The following is a 14,756-nucleotide window of genomic DNA, read 5'->3' as shown; positions in this document are numbered from 1 at the left end:
TTCGTCCACGAGTACGGAATCCGACTGAGAATCGTGGGGGAGGATTATATGACGGCAAAGACACAAGTACAATCGAGAATACGTCATGAACGAACACGAGGGGGGCGAACACGCCGGTCAGGAAGGGGGAGAAGGTGGGCCACTCGTTTCTTCGGACCCGTCGGTAGACGTGGGAGAGACTGCCGACGAAGTGACCGTCCTCGAAAGCGGGACGGAACTCGAACGGACCATCGACCTTCGAGGTGGCCTCGCTATCGGTGTGGGGACGATGGTCGGTGCCGGAATCTTCGTCTTCCCCGGTCTGGCGGCGGGAAACGCAGGCCCCGCCGCTGCTGTCTCGTTTACGATCGGTGCCGTCATCGCCTTACTCGTCGCGCTTCCGACCTCCGAGTTGGCGACGGCGATGCCGAAGAGTGGTGGCGCGTACTACTTCATCTCGCGCGGCATGGGCGCACCGTTCGGGGCCGTCGTGGGTATCGGCCTCTGGTTGGGCCTCGTCTTCGCCTCCGCGTTCTATCTGGTCGGGTTCGCACAGTACGCCGTCGCCGTCCTCGAAGAGATTGGTGCGTCTGCCCTCGTCGTCGAGACAGTTCCGTTTCTCACGGTCCTCGGCGTCGGATTCGGTGTCGCCTTGACCGTCCTCAGTGTGTTCGGGACGGAGAACACGACGAAACTTCAGAACGCAATCGTGAGTCTCCTCCTCGGAATCCTCCTCATCTTCCTCGTCTACGGGTCGCTCGACACACTCGGCCTGTTCGGACGCGAGACGGTCCCAGAGCAGTTCCTTCCGTACGGCCCGTTCAGTGTCCTCACGACGGCGGCACTGGTCTTCACTTCGTATCTCGGATTCGCACAGGTTGCGACAGTCGCGGGGGAGATTACGAAACCGGGGCGAAACCTTCCCGTCGCGATGATTGGTTCCGTCTGTATCGTCGGGACGCTCTACGTCGTCACGATACTCGTCTCGACGAGCGCGTTCGGGAGCGGTCAACTCGCGACGTTCGGAGAGACGGCTATCGTCGAAGTCGCACGGTCGTATCTCGGTCTCCCCGGTGCGATTGCTATCCTGGTCGCCGGTCTCCTCGCGACAGTCTCCAGCGCGAACGCGTCTATTCTGAGTTCGTCGCGGGCACTGTATGCCCTGAGTCGTGACGCGTTGGTCCCACCACGACTCGGCCGTGTCAACCTCCGGTACGGGACACCACACGTCGCACTCGCACTCGTCGGTGGACCCACCGTCGTCCTCGTCGCCGTCGGTCGAACGGAAGTGTTGGCGGAAGTCGCCTCGTTCCTGCACCTCGTCTCGTATGGCCTGATGTGTGTGGCACTCGTCGTCCTCCGACAGTCGAATCCCGACTGGTATCAACCGTCGTTTCGGGTCCCCGGATATCCGTTCGTTCCAGTCGTCGGGGCGATAGCGAGTTTCAGCCTCGTCGCCTTCATGCAACCACTCTCGCAGGCCGTCGGTGTGGTGGTCAGCGTCGCCGCACTGGCGTGGTACCTGCTTTACGCTCGCGACGTCGAGCTAAAGGGGGTGCAGCTAGATGCGTAACACGACTCACGTCCGGGTGCTCGTTCCCGTTGCGATTCTCAAAGGACAGGTGATACCGGACCAGATGATACGTCTCCTGTCGAGTTCGACTGTGGTCCTCCTTGGCTACCACGAGATTCCAGAACAGACCGCCCCTGAGCAAGCGCGTGAACAGTTCGAGACGAAAGCTCAGGCCGAACTCGCGGACCTCGTCGAGGCGTTCGAGACAGAGGGCGCGACAGTCGAGACTCGCCTCGTCTTCACACACGACGTCGACCAGACGATAGAACGCGTCGCGACGGACGCCAACTGTGATGCGGTCTTACTCTCCAACCCCGCGCCTGCTATCGACCGTATCATCGTCCCGATAAAAGAGGAGATAAACGTCGAGACGATTGCCAAAGTCGTCGCGGGCGTCACTCGGCAACACGACGCCGACATCACGCTCTTCCACGCCGTCACCGACGAGGCGGACGTCGCCGACGGTGAAGCACTCCTCGGGAGGGTTTCGGACGAACTCACCGTCCTCGGCATCCGAAGTGACCAGCTTTCGAGAGTCGTGGCAGTCGCCCAAAATCCGCTGCAGGCACTCGTAGAAGCTGCCGACACGCACGACGTCGTCGTCATGGGCGAAGAGGAACCGACGATTCGCGGCCGGTTGTTCGGTGAAACGTCCGAACGTGTCGCCGAACAGACCGTCGGTCCGGTACTCGTCGTTCGTCGCCCTCTCGAACCAGTCGACGACGACGAGTCGGGAGCGCTGTGAACGTCTGGGCACTCATCTTCAATAAATGGTAGTTCGAAATATAATCAATACCCGAACGTGAGAAATCGGATTGGACACCTTCTCTCGGACTGACACCGACTGTGAAAAACCCCAAAATTTTTAAAAATTGCAGTGCATTCAGCCGATTGAGAGCCTATAACCGGCCACTAACTCAGAAACTCGGCGTCTACGACATCTCTTGGGCGAGTGACTTCATCGCTTCTGTATTACAATTCGCGGAGTAGTATTGTATAAAAATAAAATTACTGTCTACACTCACACCCCCCACGCTCGACCAATTCGTCGAATCCGTACTGGGTTCCACAGTCGGCACAGAACACTTGTACGTCGACGAGCACCTCGGGTGACCCCACCACGAAGTCGTCCTGATTCGCTACCGAGTCTAACGCGCTCTCTGTCACCGCAGCGAGGCGGCCACGGAGTCGTTGGACTCGCTCGGTTGGGTCGCTCCGCTTGCGCTCTTTCGAGGCACCACGGTACGACGTGAGGTAGGTGTGAATCGCCTGGTGTGAGACGAAGTCGCGCTGCAGTCCATCGACGTCGATGCCAGAACGTTCCAGTCGGCCACGTGCCCGAGCGCGCTCGCCACCGGTGGCGTCGTTGTCGGACAGCGCTTCGTAGAACGTCTGGATTTCGCCGTCGAGCAAGTCGAGACCAGCGTCCACTGCGGCCGCTTCGAGGAGTTCGTGGTTGAACACGTCCGCGAGCGTTCGCAAGCTATCTGCGTCTTCGTCGGCGGTCCACCGCTGTTCTAACTCCTCACCGAGTCCGTTCAACCCGTACGACTCGATGAGGCGTCCGACCTTCGAGTTCGTCGGATTCGGTCGGCTATCAGCCATATATGCAGACAGAAGTGAACGAGGGGCATAATGGTTTCCATTACATCGGTACGCATGTAATCAAATACGAACAATTATCTTCACACAATCGTTGGTACCCTCTATGACTGTTACTAGTCGCGCCACTACTGTCTCCGTCGAAGCGCGGAACATCGGTGGCATCGAGCACACGGAAGTCGAATTCGAACCCGGAATCACGATTCTCGTGGGCCGAAACGCGACCAACCGAACGTCGTTCCTGCAGGCGCTGATGACCGCGCTCGGGAGCAACCGAGCGTCGTTGAAAGCCGACGCCGACGAGGGTGAAGTGAGCCTCACGATGGGTGACGAGACGTTCACCCGCGTCCTTCGTCGGAAGGGTTCGAACACCGTCGCCGACGGCGACCCGTACCTCTCCGACCCGGAACTCGCAGACCTCTTTGCGTTCTTGCTGGAGTCGAATGAGGCGCGGCGGGCGGTAGAACGGGGCGACGACTTGCGCGAAATCATCATGCGACCCGTCGATACGACGGCCATCGAAGCACAGATTACGCAGTTGGAGGCCGAGCGCCGACAGATTTCGAACCAACTCGGCGAGGAGGACGAACTCGAACGGACGATTGGAAACCTCGAACGACGCGAGGCGGAACTCGAGAGCAAAATCGAAGACGCCCGCGAGCGCCTCGAAGAGGTAGAAGCCGAAATCGAGTCGACCGACCGGACCGACGACGGGGAAAACGAAGCACTCGACAGACTCAACGAACTTCGGTCGACCCTCGAAAACGTCCGATTCCGCCTCGAAACCGAGCGCCAGAGCCTCGAAGCACTTCGCGACGACGAAGCGGACATCCGCGAGTCTCTCGCCGAACTGCCGGACGAAACCGCCGACTCACCGTCGGAACTCGAGTCCAAACTCGCAGACCGGCGCGAGCGTGTGCGAGAACTCGAATCGCAGATGAACGAGATTCAGAACATCGTCCGCGTCAACGAGTCGATGCTCACCGGCGAGAACAGAGAGGTGACCGACGCCCTCCGCGGCGAACAAGAGGGTGGCAGCGTCACCGACCAACTGCTCGGCGACGACGACGTCGTCTGTTGGACGTGCGGGTCGGAAGTCTCGTCGGAGACTATCGAAGCAACCGTCGAACATCTCGAAGAGTACCGAGCGACACTCGCCGCCGAGCGCAGAGAGGCACGAGACGCCATCGACGAACTCTCGTCGCGACTCGACACCATCGAAGAGCGGAAGACGCGCCGCCGCGAACTCTCGTCCCGGTTAGAACAGACCGTGGCGGAACGAGAGGAGACGGTCGAACGAATCGAAGAACTCGAAACTCGACAGGAAGAGCTTCGAGAGGAGATTTCCACCGTCGAAGCCGAGGCAGAAGAAGTCGACGACGAGACGGACGAACTGGTCGAACTTCACTCGGAGGCCAACCGGGCGGAACTCGAACGAGAGCGTCTCGAAGACGAACGTGAACGCGTCCGCGAGCGTCTCGACGAAGCACGTGTCCGAAAGGACGAACTCGCCGAACACAAACAGCGGCGCGAGGAAATCGACGAGGAGATTCGGGAACTCCGCGGCCGTATCGACCGAATCGAGGCCGACGCCGTCGAGGCGTTCAACGACCACATGGAACGCGTCCTCGACATCCTCCAGTACGAAAACATCGAACGCGTCTGGATAGAGCGTCTCCACCGTAAAACGGGCGGACGCGGCAACTCTAACGACCAAAGCGAGTTCAACCTGCACATCGTCAGACAGACCGAAACCGGGTCCGTCTACGAGGACACCGTCGACCACCTCTCGGAGAGTGAACGAGAGGTCATCGGACTGGTGTTCGGCCTCGCGGGCTATCTCGTCCACGACGTCGCCGAGCAACTGCCGTTCATGCTCCTGGACTCGTTGGAGGCTATCGATTCGGAGCGTATCGCCGCACTCGTCGAGTACGTCCACGAACACGCAGAGTACGTCGTCGTCGCACTCCTCCCCGAGGACGCGTCTGCGCTCGGCGACGAACACGCCAGAATCACCGAGATTTAACTCACCCCCTGCCGTTCGGATTTCGTCTCTCTTTCGTTCATATATCGAGAATATCACACCGTGTTCTGCCCATCCCGGGCAAGATGGGCGTAAATTCTCCACTTCTACAGATTCAGACTCGGCGGACGGCTGGTTGTCCGGAGACGTTCAGATTACCCCCACAGTATCGAGGGCTGAGTGGGTGTCTCTCGGTGTCGTTCCAGTACAGAAAACCCGTCCAATTCGGGTGAGAAACCATCCGATACGGCTGTCTCTCAGTGATTGCGGGTTCGAACAGAAACCGTCTGAGTGGTTCGCAGATTGTGAACTGACACCAATCGCATCGTCGGAAACCAATTACACACGTACCTGTGTAATGGTGCCGCAGTTAGCTGAACGTCGGGAACTCGTCGTCGGACTCTTCCATGTTGACGTTCACCTCGATGACGTTCGCCGTGTTGACGACGCTCTCGATGAGTTCCTGGTGGTATTCGGGTTGTTTCATGCGGCGGACGGGCCCCGAGACACTAATCGACCCGAGGACACGGCCGTGGCGGTTCGTCACCGGAGCGCCGATGGCTTGCAGTCCTTTGATTTCCTCTTCGTCGTTGAGTGAGTAACCGCGCTCTCGGACCGTCTCCAGTTCGTCGAGGAGTTCCTCTCTGTCGGTAATCGTCGCTTCCGTCTTCGCCGGCAGACCGTACCGGTCGACGATCCAATCGACGCGTTCACGAGGGAGATGTGCCAGAATCGCCTTCCCCGTCGCAGAGAAGTGGAGGTAGTCTGCTCGCTGGAGTTTGTTCACCTGGTAGTCGCTCCCCACCGCCGTCTCTCCACTCACCTTGTAGAGGTTCACGCCGAGTCCGTGCTGTTCGGTCGCCAGATGGGCGTACTCTCCTGTCTTTTCGGCCAACTCCTCTATCTCTGGCTTCCCGATGCGGTAGAGGATATTCTGGTAGCGGACGTACTCACCGACGAGGAGGAACTGCAGCGAGAGTCGGTACGTGTCGCCTTCTTTCACGACGTACTTCTCTTCGCGCAGTGTGCTCAGGTAGTTGTAGACGACGCTCTTCGAGAGGTCCAGATAATCTGCCAACTCTGTCACTCTCGCGCCGTCTAACTCTTCGAGTGCTCGAACTACGTCGAACGCACGAGACACCGTCTTCAGGGTCCGCGGCGAACCGCCCGTGTGTTCGTCTGTCATGGTCGTAATCGACGCTCCGCTCCTATATGTGTTTGTATTTCACAAACTTTCACAATCGCTAATCTCGGGTTACTTCGGCCAAGTCGGTGCTTTGTGGGAGAACTGTCTAAGTAACGCTTTCAAATAGCAGCGGAAGGTGGTCCCAGACGACCGTATATCGACATCTAGCTACGCTGTTCTCATATACCAAACGCTCGCCGAACCGTTCGACACGGACACTGGGGGGTGGAGCGAAACCACTCCAAATCCCACGGAATGCCGACGGAACCACTGTGAAGACGGTTTTGTGACCTCGATGTCTGTCGACAATCGGAACCGATTGCGCTGGAAAATCAGTGCGGAGTCGTCAGCAGCGTGTCGTGTCTGTCTTCGGCGGCCAGTCTTCGGCGTGCGATGGCGTTATTCGGTGGCCAGTCGGGCGAGAGCGCCGGCGAGAACTCGCGTCGCGTCGGCACAGTCGTCCCAGTCGGTCCACTCGAGCGGATTGTGGGAGATACCGTCCCGTGACGGGGCAAAGAGGAGTGCGGCGTCTGTGACGTCTGCGACGTGCATCGTGTCGTGACCGGCACCCGAGTGCATGTCGAGGGTGTCCAGATTCGCCGCCGACCCGGCGTCGTGGAGTGCCGTGCGACACCGCTCGCTCATCTCCACCGGGTGGCGGTCCCACGGGTGTTCGAGCGTCGTCTCGACGGGTCGTTCGTCTTCGAGACGAGCGAGACTCTGGCGGGCCGCGTCGATGATGTACTCGATGGACCCGTAGTCGACGTCCCGTACGTCGACGGTCAGCGTGGCCTTCCCGGCGATGACGTTCGGTGCGTTCGGCGACACGTCGAGTTTGCCGACCGTTCCGACTGCCGTCTCCGAGGTTTGGTTGCGCTCGTTCGTCGCTCGCTCGACGTCGAGGACGAACTCGCTGGCGGCCGCCAGCGCGTCGGACCGGTCGTCCATGAGCGTCGACCCGGCGTGGTCGGCCTCCCCGGTTATCTCGACGGCACACCGCGAGAGACCGACGATACTCGTGACGACACCGGCAGGGACGCTCGCGTCTTCGAGTCGCTCTGACTGCTCGATGTGGAGTTCTATCCACGCATCCCACGCCGACGCGTCGATTCGACCTTCGCCGCGAAAGCCGATGTCCGCGAGTGCGTCACCCAATGGAATCCCGTCGGCGTCTTCGATAGCGAGTGCCTCTGCACTACTCATCTCGCCTGTCGCGACGGCCGACCCGACGAGGCCCCCGCCGAATCGCTGGCCTTCCTCTTCGGTGAAGTTGACGACTTCGACGGGACGAACGGGTTCGACGCCGGCGTCTTGCATCGCTCGGATGCTCTCTAACCCTGCGTACACGCCGAGTGGACCGTCGAAGATACCGCCCTCTGGGACGGAGTCGAGGTGGCTTCCGGTGGCGACCGGTGCCGCGTCGGGGTCCGCACTCTCGGGTACCCACCGACCGACGATGTTTCCGACTTCGTCGATGTGGATACTGAGGCCTGCGTCTCGTAGACGCTCACAGAAGAACTCCCGTGCTCGCCGGTCTGGTTCGCTCCCTGTCAGGACCGTCCGCCCACGACCCTCGTCCGTGGGGACGGCACCGAACTCCGCGTTCGACTCGATGTCACTGCGGAGTCGCTGCTGATTGACTCGCATGGTTCCGGGATTCGTGATTGACCCTATTTACGTGTTTGGAAAATGGATAGATAATTGACACCAGTGGCCGTCTCTATTCCACGAGAGTTCGGTAGGGTTGTCGCCGACGAGTCGGTTACTCACTCCGGTAAGTGGTGTGTGACGGCGGGAGTATTTAAACCACCAAAATTTTTATATCACATTAGCGGATTTGGGGCTCTATATGCAAGAGAATAGCAAGGGGTCCGACTCTCCCGATAGTGACGGCACTGGTTCACTCCGTGGACGGTTCGACCGGCGGACGTTCCTCGGCGCGGCGGCGACGACTGGTGCTGCAGCACTCGCAGGTTGTACGGGCGGCGGTGACGACGGCGGCGACTCCGGCGGCGACTCGGGTAACGGCGGTGGCGGCGACTCCGGTGGCGACTCCGGCGGTGACGACACCGACACCACCGAATCGAGCGGTGGCAAGCAAGGTGGCACGCTCCAGTGGGGCGGCGCAGTTCCGGTGCAGGGTCTCGACCCACACATCGATACCTCCGCAGCGTCGAAGCGCGTCTTAGAGAACATCTACGAGGAAGTCGTCGCGCTGCAGGACGACTACTCTATCAAGCCACACCTCGCGAAGTCCTTCGAGCAGTCCGACGACAACACGCTCCTGACGTTCGAACTCCGTGAGGGCGTGATGTTCCACAACGGCAAGGAGATGACCGCAGAAGACGTGCTCGCGAGTTACGAGCGCGTCCAGAACGGCGACTACCTCGCCACTGGGTTCTTCGAGTTCGTCGACGAACTCCGCGCTCCCGACGACTACACCTTCGAGATTCAACTCACCGAACCGTTCGCCCCCTTCCTCGCGAAGATGGCGACGGCCGAACTCTCGGTCATGCCGGCCGAGAACGCCGCGAAGGACATGGTCGAGACGCCTATCGGGACTGGCCCGTACAAGTTCGAGAGCCGTGAAATCGAGACGTCGTTCACGATGGTCCGCAACGAGGACTACTGGGGCGCCTCTGAGGAAGACGGTCCGTTCATCGACGAAATCGTCAAGAGCGAGATTCCGGACCCGAGCGTCCGTCTCCAGTCGTTCCTCGCCGGCGAGTACGACTTCATCAACGGCATCGCGCCGAAAGACGTCTCCCGCGTCGAACAGGCACCGGACGTGCGCTTCGAGAAGCAGTTCCCCAAGTCGCTCGTCTACCTCGGCATGAACTGCGACGTGGCGCCGTTCGACAACAAGGACGCCCGCCTCGCACTGGACTACGCCATCGACAAGGAGAAGGTCGCAGAAGCGGCCCTCTACGGCACCGGCCAAACCACCGCCTCCCCCGCCGCACCCGGGAGTCCGTGGGTCAACCCGGACGTCGAACCGCGCCCACGTGACCTCGAAAAGGCGCAGGAACACCTCGACGCCGCCGGCATGTCCGACGGCTACACGGCGACGTTCAAGATTCCGCAGTCCTACCCGACGCAGGTGCAGGCCGCAGAGGTCATCGCCGCCGACGCCGCCGAAGTCGGCATCAACCTCGAAATCCAGCAGATTACGTGGAGTACGTGGCTCTCGGACGTCTACTCGAAGCGTGACTTCCAGGCGACCACGAGTTCCTACCTCGCACTGTGGTACCCCGACGTGTCGTTCTACAAGTTCCTGCACCCGGACGGTGCGTTCTTCTTCACCAACTGGACGAACGACGAGTACAACTCCCTCGTCGAGGAAGCGCGCACCATCTACGACGAAGACGAGCGCGCGGACCTCTACCACCAGGCGACGCAGATTCTCCACGACGAACGCGCCGGCCACATGTTCCTGTGGTGGCAACCGAGCCTCTACGGTGCGGCCTCGCAGTACAAGGGTGACATCGGTGCACCCGACGGGTCGACGCTGCAGTTCACCGACAACTGGCTCGACCGCTAATCCCGATTCCATACACCATCTCACACAATGTCGATGTACAACTACGTCGTTCGGCGCGTCGGCTTCATGGCGGTGACGCTGTTCTTCGTCACGCTCATCGCCTTCGCCGTCACCAACATCCTTCCCGGTGACGTGGCCCTGCTCATCTTGGGCCCGAACGCGACCGAACAGTCGCTCGAAGCGCTCCAGACCCAACTGGGACTCAACCGCCCGCTGTACGTACAGTACATCGACTGGGTGGTCGGGCTTCTCCAAGGGGACATGGGCGAGTCACTTCGGTTCGGCGAACCCGTGGCGCAACTCATCGCCGAGCGTCTGCCACGCTCGCTGATGCTCGCGTTCGCCGCGACGTTCGTCGCCGTCGTGCTGTCGATTCCCCTCGGCATCTACGCTGCTATCAACCAGAACGAGGCGCCCGACGTGACGGCGTCGATGTTCGCGTTCGTCGGCATCTCGATGCCCATCTTCCTGTGGGGGCTGGTGTTCATCCTCGTCTTCGCCGTCTGGCTCAACCTCTTTCCGACCGGTGGGTACGTCTCACCGAGTGAGGACCTCGTCGAGTCGTTCACCCGACTCGTCTTGCCTGCCGGGGCGATGGGTTTCGCACTCACCGCCTACATCATGCGGATGACTCGGTCGTCCATGCTGGAAGTGTTGAGCGAGGAGTACATCAACCTCGCACGTGCCAAGGGCATGAGCCAACGCGTCATCGTCCTCCGGCACGCGCTCAAGAACGCAATCATCCCCGTCATCACGGTCATCGCGTTCCAGTTCAGTTACGCGTTCGGCGGGGTCGTCGTGTTAGAAGAGGTGTTCTTCTGGCCCGGCATCGGCCGGTTGACGCTGACCGCAATCCAGAGCCGCGACATCCCCCTCATCCAGGGGTGTATCGTCGTGGTCGCACTCATCTACATGTTCTCGAACTTCGCCGCAGACCTGCTGTACGCGTACTTCGACCCGCGTATCCGCTACGGAGGTGACGACTGATGGCGACCGAACAGGAGACCGAAGAGCGGCAACCGCTCATCTCCCAGTCGCAGCGCGAACGCATCGCCCGGTTCGTCCGGAAGTTCCGGAACAACACGAAGGCGATGCTCGGCTTTACCATCGTGGTACTGCTGGTGTTGGTCGCTATCTTCGCACCGCTCATCGCACCGTACCCAATCGACCAGACGAACATCGAAGACCGTTCGCAGGCCCCCTCGGTCGAACATCCCTTCGGGACCGACGACCTGGGCCGTGACATCTTCAGTCGCGTCGTGATGGGCAGTCGCATCTCGTTACGTGTCGGGTTCGGCGCTATCGGCGTCGCACTCGGCGTCGGGTCCGTCATCGGCGTCGTCGCCGGATACACCGGTGGCCTCACCGACGAGATACTCATGCGGGTGATGGACGCCGCGATGGCGTTCCCGCCGGTGCTCCTCGCACTGACGCTCCTCGTCGTCCTCGGGCCGGAGTTGACGAACGTCATCATCGCGTTGGCGTTCGTCTACACGCCGTACATCGCCCGCGTCTCGCGGAGTGCGGCGCTGGCCGAGCGCAACGAAGCGTACGTCGAATCGGCCATCGCTCGCGGGGAGAGCGAACCGCGCATCATCTTCAGCGAAGTCTTCCCGAACTGTACTGCGCCCATGTTGGTCCAGGGGTCGTTGAACGTCTCCTTTGCCATCCTCGCGGAGGCGAGTCTCTCGTTCCTCGGCCTCGGCGCGCAACCGCCGAAACCGTCGTGGGGGCTGATGATCAACACCGGTCGCGGATTCATGGAGACGGCCCCGTGGATGCTCATCTTCCCCGCACTGGCTATCGGTATCGCCGTCGTCGGGTTCAACATGCTGGGTGACGGCCTCCGTGACGTCCTCGACCCGAAGGTGGAGGCGATAGAATGAGCGTGAACACCACAGTGACCGACGCTGAACAGGACGACGGCCCCCTCCTCGACGTCCGGGGTCTCAGAACCGAGTTCCGCACCGACGACGGGCCAATCGTCGCCTCCAACGAGGTGTCGTTCTCGCTGGACCGCGGCGAGACGATGGGTCTCGTCGGGGAGTCTGGCGCGGGGAAGTCCGTCACGGCGCGGTCCATCATGCGTCTCATCGACTCGCCGGGCGAGATAACTGGGGGACAGGTCGTCTTCGACGGCGAAGACCTGCTCCAGAAGACGGACGCAGAGATGCGTGACATCCGTGGCAACCGCATCGCGATGATTCCGCAGGACCCGATGTCGTCGCTCAACCCGGTGATGACCGTCGGCCAGCAAATCACCGAGACGATTCGCCGTCACCAGGACGTCTCGAAGAGCGAAGCGCGCGAACTCGCCATCGAGTCGATGGCCGAAGTCGGCATCCCCGACGCGGCAGAACGCATCGACGACTACCCACACGAGTTCTCCGGCGGGATGCGCCAGCGCGTCCTCGTCGCTATCGGCTTTTCGTGTGAACCGGACCTCATCGTCGCCGACGAACCGACGACGGCACTCGACGTGACGACGCAGGCGAAGATTCTCGACCTGCTCAACGAGATGCAAGAGCGCGAAGGGACTGCCGTCCTGATGATTACGCACAACCTCGGCGTCGTCGCCCAGACGTGTGACCACGTCGGCGTGATGTACGCCGGGAACCTCGTCGAGACGGCCGAACTCGGAGACCTGTTCGACCGTCCGCGACACCCATACACGCGTGCCCTCATCGACTCGATTCCGGAAGTCGACACCGACTACGACGAACTGCCGACGCTCGACGGCGCGATGCCGGACCTCGGAAACCTCCCGAGTGGGTGTAACTTCGCACCCCGGTGTCCGAACGCGACGGAGGCGTGTCGGAGCGGTGGCGACCCGACGCTCGACAGCGTCGGTGATTCCACGTCGCGCGCGGCGTGTATCCACGCCGACGACCTGGACCTCTCGGAGAGCACGGTTCCCGACGTCGGAGTCGGGCGCTCCGATATCGACCGCAGCGGCGACCCGCTGTTCGAGGTTCGCAACCTGAAGAAGCACTTCAGCGCGGGCGAGGGCGTCTTCGGTAACGTCCACCTCTCGTTCGACGGCGGTGGCCTACCGAGCATCGAACGCCGATACGTCAAGGCCGTCGACGACGTGAGTTTCGACGTCTACCCCGGCGAAACCGTCGGTTTGGTCGGCGAATCCGGGTGTGGGAAGTCCACCGTCGCGCGGACCGCACTCCGACTCCTCGAACCGACCGAAGGCGAGGTGTACTTCGAGGGGCAACCGCTCCACGAACTCGGTTCCGGTGAGGTCCGGAGTCTGCGCCGCGAGATGCAGATGATATTCCAGGACCCGCAGAGTTCGCTCAACCCCCGGAAGACCGTCGGGCAAATCGTCGGCCGTGCGATGGAGAAACACGACATCGCGTCGGGGGAAGAGAAGCGCGAGCGTGTCGGCGACTTGCTCGAACGCGTCGGCCTCTCACGGCAGGCGGCGAGTAAGTACCCTCACGAGTTCTCCGGCGGCCAACAACAGCGTGTCGCCATCGCGCACGCCCTCGCCGTCGAACCGAAACTCATCGTCTGTGACGAACCCGTCTCGGCGCTCGACGTGAGTGTGCAGGCGCAGATTCTCAACCTGCTCAACGAGATTCAGGCCGACGAGAACATCTCGTACCTGTTCATCTCGCACAACATCGGCGTCGTCCGGCACATCTGTGACCGCGTCGCCGTGATGTACCTCGGGAAGATCGCGGAGTTCGGGAACATCGACGACGTGTTCTCGCCGCCGTTCCACCCCTACACCGAGAGTCTCCTCTCGGCGGTTCCGCACGCGAATCCGAACCGACAGACCGACCGTATCCTCCTCGAAGGGAGCGTCCCGAGTCCCATCAACCCGCCCTCGGGATGTCCGTTCCAGACTCGCTGTCCCAAGAAGATAGGCGACGTCTGTGAGACGGAGTTCCCGGAACTCGAAGCGATGGACGAGACTGGACATTACATCTCGTGTCACCTGTCGGACGAAGAGATGAGCGAACGCGAGTCGTTCATCACGCCGTCGAAGCGGACAGAGACCAGCACGGCAGATTCAGACTGAGGCACGAACGCCTTCAGAGGCACCCCACGAACCCCTTTTTTCGGTGGGAACGCCCCGTTTCAGTACTTGACGCCGAAGTTCAGAATCTCGTCGGGATATTCGGAAAACAGGTCGTCCGTCTCCGACCGAATCTGGTCTTTCGCCCGCCGAGCCTCGGTCAGTAACGCTCGCAGGTCGGACACTGGGTCGGCAGACAGGTCGACGCGAAGGTTGTGGTAGAACTCCGGGTCGGGTGCGTGGACGAGAATCGCCGCGCTCATCTCACCTCTGTCGTCGCCCCCGGCGGACTCGCCCGCTTCGAGCGCCGAGACGAGTCGCTCGGCCATGTCGCCGTCGGTGGATTCGTAGGCTTCGGCCGTGGCGTCGACGACGTCGCTCCCGGCGAGCATGTTCCCTCCAACGGTGTAGTCGTCGCCGACGCGGTGGCCGGCCCACGCGACACACTCGTCGCCGGTGAAGGTGAACTCGCTGTCGCGTCCGACACCGTGGACCTGTCGATAGTCAGCGTTCTCGTCGGCCGACAGTCGCTCGTCGAGTACGTCGTCGAGACGCTCACCCTCGTCGGTACGTGCGACGGCGTCCCTGCCGTGATTCGTGTTGGTGTACGACTGCGTGACGACTGCTGCGGTGGCGCTGACGTACGGACACGTCGCGCCGACGGCGACGGTTCCCGTCGTCACCGCCGCACCGAAGGTGCTCGTATCCGGGTCGCGGGCCGCTATGGAGAAGGTTCCGGGTGCGTGTCGCATGGCTCTGTTACTCACGCACACCGTCGCAACGACCCGATAAATAGACCACCCACTCGATTCCCTTTCG

11 protein-coding genes are annotated in these 14,756 nt (G+C 61.4%); 7 read left to right on the top strand and 4 right to left on the bottom strand.

The window, feature by feature from the left end; genetic code table 11:
- The first annotated feature begins 85 nt into the window (after window positions 1-85).
- Together ACK3R5_RS18720 and ACK3R5_RS18715 are read left to right on the top strand one after the other, a co-directional pair.
- Complete coding sequence (locus ACK3R5_RS18720) at window positions 86-1,552, top strand: APC family permease (protein WP_411969008.1); 1,467 nt, start codon at window positions 86-88, stop codon at window positions 1,550-1,552.
- The gene (locus ACK3R5_RS18715) at window positions 1,545-2,297 is read left to right on the top strand and encodes a universal stress protein (protein ID WP_411969007.1); all 753 of its coding nucleotides are present in this window, start codon (window positions 1,545-1,547) and stop codon (window positions 2,295-2,297) included. The genes ACK3R5_RS18720 and ACK3R5_RS18715 overlap by 8 nt, the downstream gene beginning before the upstream one ends.
- A 263-nt stretch (window positions 2,298-2,560) precedes the next feature.
- Here the strand turns inward: ACK3R5_RS18715 and rdfA are convergent, their stop codons facing one another.
- Window positions 2,561-3,157, bottom strand: coding sequence for a rod-determining factor RdfA (gene rdfA / locus ACK3R5_RS18710; protein WP_411966251.1), 597 nt, complete (start codon window positions 3,155-3,157; stop codon window positions 2,561-2,563).
- A gap of 103 nt (window positions 3,158-3,260) precedes the next feature.
- Between rdfA and ACK3R5_RS18705 the strand changes: the two genes are divergently transcribed.
- Window positions 3,261-5,180 carry an archaea-specific SMC-related protein gene (locus ACK3R5_RS18705; protein ID WP_411969006.1) on the top strand — a complete coding sequence of 640 codons (1,920 nt, stop codon included), beginning with the start codon at window positions 3,261-3,263 and terminating at the stop codon, window positions 5,178-5,180.
- A 367-nt stretch (window positions 5,181-5,547) separates the two neighbouring features.
- On the opposite strand, the gene ACK3R5_RS18700 is transcribed toward ACK3R5_RS18705, so the two are convergent.
- Together ACK3R5_RS18700 and ACK3R5_RS18695 are read right to left on the bottom strand one after the other, a co-directional pair.
- Entirely contained in the window at window positions 5,548-6,363 is an 816-nt protein-coding gene (locus ACK3R5_RS18700) for an IclR family transcriptional regulator (protein ID WP_411966249.1), read from the bottom strand.
- A gap of 399 nt (window positions 6,364-6,762) precedes the next feature.
- On the bottom strand, window positions 6,763-8,010 hold the full coding sequence (locus ACK3R5_RS18695) for a Zn-dependent hydrolase (RefSeq protein ID WP_411969005.1): 1,248 nt from the start codon (window positions 8,008-8,010) through the stop codon (window positions 6,763-6,765).
- Between the two features lie 202 nt (window positions 8,011-8,212).
- Here ACK3R5_RS18695 and ACK3R5_RS18690 point away from each other — a divergent pair, with 202 nt between their 5' ends.
- The 4 genes from ACK3R5_RS18690 to ACK3R5_RS18675 are packed head-to-tail and all read left to right on the top strand — an operon-like array spanning window position 8,213 to window position 13,940.
- The gene (locus tag ACK3R5_RS18690) at window positions 8,213-9,904 is read left to right on the top strand and encodes an ABC transporter substrate-binding protein (protein WP_411969004.1); all 1,692 of its coding nucleotides are present in this window, start codon (window positions 8,213-8,215) and stop codon (window positions 9,902-9,904) included.
- Window positions 9,905-9,931: 27 nt separating this feature from the next.
- Entirely contained in the window at window positions 9,932-10,891 is a 960-nt protein-coding gene (locus ACK3R5_RS18685) for an ABC transporter permease (protein WP_411966244.1), read from the top strand.
- Window positions 10,891-11,790 (top strand): ABC transporter permease, encoded by a 900-nt coding sequence (locus tag ACK3R5_RS18680; RefSeq protein WP_411966243.1) that lies wholly within the window; start codon window positions 10,891-10,893, stop codon window positions 11,788-11,790. Before ACK3R5_RS18685 ends, ACK3R5_RS18680 begins: the two co-directional genes overlap by 1 nt.
- A complete protein-coding gene (locus tag ACK3R5_RS18675) occupies window positions 11,787-13,940 on the top strand; it encodes a dipeptide ABC transporter ATP-binding protein (RefSeq protein WP_411969003.1) in 2,154 nt (717 codons plus the stop codon). Before ACK3R5_RS18680 ends, ACK3R5_RS18675 begins: the two co-directional genes overlap by 4 nt.
- A gap of 59 nt (window positions 13,941-13,999) precedes the next feature.
- Here the strand turns inward: ACK3R5_RS18675 and ACK3R5_RS18670 are convergent, their stop codons facing one another.
- Window positions 14,000-14,689: a DUF1028 domain-containing protein gene (locus ACK3R5_RS18670; RefSeq protein WP_411969112.1), complete on the bottom strand. Its 690-nt coding sequence runs from the start codon at window positions 14,687-14,689 to the stop codon at window positions 14,000-14,002.
- Between the last annotated feature and the right edge of the window lie 67 nt (window positions 14,690-14,756).

Origin of the sequence: Haloferax sp. YSSS75, assembly GCF_046764215.1 — an archaeon.
Classification (GTDB): domain Archaea; phylum Halobacteriota; class Halobacteria; order Halobacteriales; family Haloferacaceae; genus Haloferax.
This window is presented reverse-complemented; position numbering and strand designations above follow the sequence as displayed.

Excerpts from the sequence above, each read along its gene's own strand:
- ACK3R5_RS18720 (WP_411969008.1), top strand. The coding sequence starts at position 86 with ATGAACGAACACGAGGGGGGCGAACACGCCGGTCAGGAAGGGGGAGAA.
- ACK3R5_RS18715 (WP_411969007.1), top strand. The coding sequence starts at position 1,545 with ATGCGTAACACGACTCACGTCCGGGTGCTCGTTCCCGTTGCGATTCTC.
- rdfA (WP_411966251.1), bottom strand. The coding sequence starts at position 3,157 with ATGGCTGATAGCCGACCGAATCCGACGAACTCGAAGGTCGGACGCCTC.
- ACK3R5_RS18705 (WP_411969006.1), top strand. The coding sequence starts at position 3,261 with ATGACTGTTACTAGTCGCGCCACTACTGTCTCCGTCGAAGCGCGGAAC.
- ACK3R5_RS18700 (WP_411966249.1), bottom strand. The coding sequence starts at position 6,363 with ATGACAGACGAACACACGGGCGGTTCGCCGCGGACCCTGAAGACGGTG.
- ACK3R5_RS18695 (WP_411969005.1), bottom strand. The coding sequence starts at position 8,010 with ATGCGAGTCAATCAGCAGCGACTCCGCAGTGACATCGAGTCGAACGCG.
- ACK3R5_RS18690 (WP_411969004.1), top strand. The coding sequence starts at position 8,213 with ATGCAAGAGAATAGCAAGGGGTCCGACTCTCCCGATAGTGACGGCACT.
- ACK3R5_RS18685 (WP_411966244.1), top strand. The coding sequence starts at position 9,932 with ATGTCGATGTACAACTACGTCGTTCGGCGCGTCGGCTTCATGGCGGTG.
- ACK3R5_RS18680 (WP_411966243.1), top strand. The coding sequence starts at position 10,891 with ATGGCGACCGAACAGGAGACCGAAGAGCGGCAACCGCTCATCTCCCAG.
- ACK3R5_RS18675 (WP_411969003.1), top strand. The coding sequence starts at position 11,787 with ATGAGCGTGAACACCACAGTGACCGACGCTGAACAGGACGACGGCCCC.
- ACK3R5_RS18670 (WP_411969112.1), bottom strand. The coding sequence starts at position 14,689 with ATGCGACACGCACCCGGAACCTTCTCCATAGCGGCCCGCGACCCGGAT.